General features: G+C 73.4%; 4 protein-coding genes. 2 read left to right on the forward strand and 2 right to left on the reverse strand.

What is annotated here, in order from left to right; all coding sequences use genetic code 11:
* Positions 1-453, forward strand: a 453-nt coding sequence (locus VR44_RS36725; RefSeq protein WP_045952005.1) for a nucleoside hydrolase, incomplete at its 5' end; no start/stop codon positions are given.
* A 29-nt stretch (positions 454-482) separates the two neighbouring features.
* Here VR44_RS36725 and VR44_RS36730 read toward each other — a convergent pair.
* Positions 483-1,304 carry a helix-turn-helix transcriptional regulator gene (locus VR44_RS36730; RefSeq protein WP_045952008.1) on the reverse strand — a complete coding sequence of 274 codons (822 nt, stop codon included), beginning with the start codon at positions 1,302-1,304 and terminating at the stop codon, positions 483-485.
* Positions 1,305-1,445: 141 nt separating this feature from the next.
* Here VR44_RS36730 and VR44_RS36735 point away from each other — a divergent pair, with 141 nt between their 5' ends.
* Positions 1,446-2,861, forward strand: a complete 1,416-nt coding sequence (locus tag VR44_RS36735) for an MFS transporter (protein ID WP_045952006.1) — start codon at positions 1,446-1,448, stop codon at positions 2,859-2,861.
* An 88-nt stretch (positions 2,862-2,949) separates the two neighbouring features.
* Here VR44_RS36735 and VR44_RS36740 read toward each other — a convergent pair whose 3' ends face one another.
* Entirely contained in the window at positions 2,950-3,735 is a 786-nt protein-coding gene (locus VR44_RS36740) for an IclR family transcriptional regulator domain-containing protein (RefSeq protein ID WP_063779013.1), read from the reverse strand.
* Positions 3,736-4,234 lie beyond the last annotated feature (499 nt).

Consider the following 4,234-nt stretch of genomic DNA (forward strand, 5'->3'; position numbering starts at 1 on the left):
TTCAACGTGTACACCGATCCGGAGGCCGCCGACATCGTCTTCCGCAGCGGCGTGCCGGTGACCATGTGCGGCCTCAACGTCACCCACCAGGCCCTGGCCACCCCGGAGGTCGTGGCCCGCTTCGCCGGACTGGATACGGAACTCGGAACGGTCTGCGCCGAGTTGCTGACCTTCTTCGCCTCCACGTACCTGCGGCTGTGGGGCATGCCCCACCCGCCGCTGCACGACCCCGTCGCGGTGGCCCGGGTCATCGACCCGGCGATCGTGGACTGTGCGGACGCGAACGTGGCGGTGGAGCTGCGGGGCACGCACACGCGCGGGGCCACCGTCGTCGACCCGCACGGCTACCTCGGACGGCCGGCGAACGCGCGGGTCGCCGTCGGCCTGGACCGCGAGGCGTTCTGGGACCGCATGGTCGCCGCCGTCACCGCCCTGGGCGCCCGCACCCCGTGACGGCGGCACCGGCAGGACAGCAGGACCCGCTAGCCCGCGACCGGGTACATCAGTCCGCGGCGTCCCTCCGGCGAGGTGAGCCACTCCAGTTTCTCGGCGGTCTCCGTGCCCGGCAGCGGGGTGTGCAGCACGATCGCCAGGTCGGGGCGGGCCGGGACGCGCAGCTGGGTCGTCTCCACGTGCAGGGTGCCGACGACCGGGTGTTCCATCTCCTTGCGGAGCTGGCCTCCGGGGCGGATCTCCTGGCGTTCCCACAACTCCGTGAAACGGGGGCTGAGTTCACGTGCCTGCTCCAGGACCGCCTGGAAGCCCTCGTCCTCGGGGTGTTCGGAGCAGGCGGCCCGGAACTGGGCCACGACCTCGACGGCGATCTCCTCCCAGTGCGGGGAGCGCGCCATGTACACGGGGTCGGTGAAGAAGGCGATCAGGCAGTTCTGCACGATCTCCGGGCGCATCCCGAGGACCAGCGCGGCCGCGTCGTTGTACATCACGGTGTTCCAGTAGGTGTCCATGATGTGCGCGGGGAAGGGCATCCAGGCGTCGATCAGCCGCTGCAGGCCCTGGCACATGTCCCGGTCGCCGGGGGCGACTTCGAGGGCGGGCGGGTTGAGCCCGGCGAGCACGTACAGGTGCCGGCGTTCGGCGCTGGTCAGCTTCAGCACGCGGCTCACGGCGTCGAGGACCTGTCCGGACACCGTGATGTCGCGGCCCTGTTCGAGCCACTGGTACCAGGAGACCCCGACCCCGGCGAGGACGGCGACCTCCTCGCGGCGCAGTCCGGGGGTGCGTCGGCGGGCTCCGCCGTCCGGCAGGCCGGCCTCCGCCGGGGAGACCCTGGCACGCCGGCTCATCAGGAACTCCCTCAGTTCCGTGCGGCGGTTGCGGTCGATCGGTGTGGCCACGGATTCCCCCTGTCCGGCTGCCTGGTGGTGCCACCAACAGGATAAGTTCCCACTCTTCACGATCGTTCCCGGGCCACGAGGGTGGTGGCCATGACGACAGACATCCAGACCCCCGCGGTCACCGGGCCGCGGACGGCGGCCCCCGAGGACACCCGGCTCTCCGGCCGGGCCCGGCTGGTCCTCTTCGTGCTCTGCGCCGCGCAGTTCATGGTGGCCCTCGACTTCTCCGTCCTGAACGTGGCACTGCCGGTGCTGGGCAAGGACCTCCAGCTGAGCCCGTCCGCGCTCCAGTGGGCGGTCACCGCGTTCAGCCTGCCCTCCGGCGGCTTCCTGCTCCTCTTCAGCCGGATCGGCGACCTGTTCGGCCGCAAGAAGCTGTTCCTGGCCGGTCTCGCGCTCTTCGGAGCGGCCTCGCTGCTCGCCACCGTCGCATGGAACCCGGCGGCCTTCCTGACCGGGCGCGCCCTCCAGGGCCTGGGGGCGGCCGCCGTCGTGCCGGCCGGCATGTCCCTGCTGACCACGACCTTCCCCGAGGGGCCGCTGCGCGACCGGGCGCTCGGCATCTCCGGCACGCTGCTGTCCCTGGGCTTCACGGTCGGCATGGTCCTCGGCGGGGTCATGACCGACACCCTCGGCTGGCGCTCGACGATGGGGCTGCTCGCGGTCGCCGCGCTGGTGGTCCTGGTCCTCGCCCCCGGGCTGCTGGCCGAGTCCCGCACCCCGGAGCGGCCGCGCCTGGACGTGCCGGGCGCCGTCACCGTCACCGCCGGGCTGCTCGCGCTGATCTACGCCCTGTCGACGGCGGCCGAACGCGGGTTCGGCGGGCTGGACGTGCAGGCCTCCCTCGTGGCCGGGCTGGTGCTGCTGGCCGTGTTCGTGGTGGTGGAGTCGAAGTCGGCCGCCCCGCTGGTGTCGCTGCCGATGCTGGGGCGGCGGACCGTGGCCTGGGGCAACGTGGGCGGGCTGGTGACCTTCTCGATGATGTCGACGGTCATCTTCGTCCTGACCCTGTACTTCCAGGAGACGCTGGGGCTGTCCTCCTTCCTGACCGGTCTGGTCTTCGGCGTCCAGGGCATCGCCTCGGCGCTCGCCGGTTCGCTGGCCCCCCGGTTCATCGGCCGCTTCGGCGCCCGCCGCACCCTGGTCGGTTCGCTGGCCGGGCAGGGGCTGTTCACCGCGGCGCTGCTGGCGGTGGGTCCGGACTCGGGCGCGCTGGTGGCGACCGTGGCCGTGTCGCTGGCCAGCATGTGCCACCTGGGCGCGATCATCTCGTACGGGCTGACCGTGACGAGCGGGGTGCCGGACGGGGAACAGGGTCTGGCCACCGGTCTGGTCACCACCACCCAGCAGGTGGGCCTCACCGTCGGCATCCCGCTGCTGGGCGTCCTGGCCACGACGGGGACCTCGCTCTTCGGCGGGGTGCGCACGGTCCTGGCGGTGGACGCGGCCCTGGTGGTCGGCGCGGCCCTGCTGGTGGCGGCCGGGCTGGGGCGGCGCAAGGCCTGAGCCGACGAGCGGGGCCCGGTCCGGAAGACTCCGGCCCGGGCCCGCTCGGCTTTTCCGTGTCCCGTCCGGCGGACCGGACGGTCAGCGGTCAGACGGTCGTGGACAGGATGGTGGTCTCCAGGCCGAAGGGGGCGGCCGGTCCGGACGGCGGCCGGAGCGCGCCCCGGGGCTGGGTGCTGCCCGCGACGATCAGGGCGAGTAAGACCGCGGCGGCCTCGCTCTGCAGGATCCGGGCGGCCTGCCTGAGCCGGGCCGGGTCGGGGACGGGGATGGAGAGTGCCACGCATTCGGCGTTGGGCCCGGCCGTGATCGGTACGGCCGCGCAGACCGTGCCCACCGCGTACTCCTGGAAGTCGAGCAGGGGGGCGTTGGGCCTGCGGGTGTCGAGCTGATGGAAGAGCGCCTCCTGGCTGGTGAAGGTGTGGGAGGTGAAGCGGGACATCTCGTGCCGGGCGAGGTGGTCCTTGCGGTCGTCGTAGTCGAGCTGGGTGAGCAGGGCCTTGCCGACCGCCGAGGCGTGCGCGGCCGTCCGGAAGTCGACCCATTCGTCGACGGCGGGGGCGCCCGGGCCGTCGGCGTACTGGGTGATGGCGACCTCGCCGTCGGTGTAGCGGGCGACGTACACGGCCGCGCCGACGGCGTCCCGGACCCAGGCCAGGGTCTCGCGCAGGTGTCCCCGGCCCTCCCCGCCGGCCGCGTCGGCCAGCAGCAGGGCGTGGCCGGCCACGTAGGCGTCGGGTCCGGTGGGGGTGGCGAGGTTGGCCCGGACGAGCTGCTCCGTGGCCCGGGCGAGGGCCAGCTGCGGCAGTTTGGTCTCCCGGGCGATCTGGGTGAGGCTGACGCCGCCCGAGTAGCGGTTGACGACTTCCAGCACGCGCAGCGCCTGGTGGACGGAGGCTGGTGGACGGAGGCCAGCGCGGCGGGGGCCGGCTGTCCTTCGGGGGTCTTGCGGGCGGCGTGCGTCAACTGGGGTTGTTTGAGGGCGTCCAGGGCCCAGGTGTTCGCCTCCTCCGTGAGGTGCGCGGGGTTGAGGCGGGCGTGCCGGGCGACGGCCACGGCGACGGGTGGGCTGGGGGTGATGATGTCGCCCAGCTCCGGGTGCTCCCTGCGGGGGCGGGCCGCGACGGCCTGGCGCAGCCGTGCCGGCAGCCGGTACGGGGGGCGTTCGGCGCGGCCGGGGCCGGTGGTGAGGGTGGTGAGGTCCTGGGTGCTGATCGGCGGGGAGGTCCAGATGACGGAGGCGCCGAGGAGCTCCTCTAGGTCGTCCGGGACCTGGGGCAGGGGCGGCAGGTGCTCCTCCACGGGCAGGAGGCGGGCCTGCTGCTTCCAGTGGCGGGCCGTGCGGACCTCGGCGCGGGCCAGGTGGTGGAGGT

The organism is Streptomyces katrae, assembly GCF_000966975.1.
Taxonomy (GTDB): domain Bacteria; phylum Actinomycetota; class Actinomycetes; order Streptomycetales; family Streptomycetaceae; genus Streptomyces; species Streptomyces katrae.

Excerpts from the sequence above, each read along its gene's own strand:
- VR44_RS36730 (WP_045952008.1), bottom strand. The coding sequence starts at position 1,304 with ATGAGCCGGCGTGCCAGGGTCTCCCCGGCGGAGGCCGGCCTGCCGGAC.
- VR44_RS36735 (WP_045952006.1), top strand. The coding sequence starts at position 1,446 with ATGACGACAGACATCCAGACCCCCGCGGTCACCGGGCCGCGGACGGCG.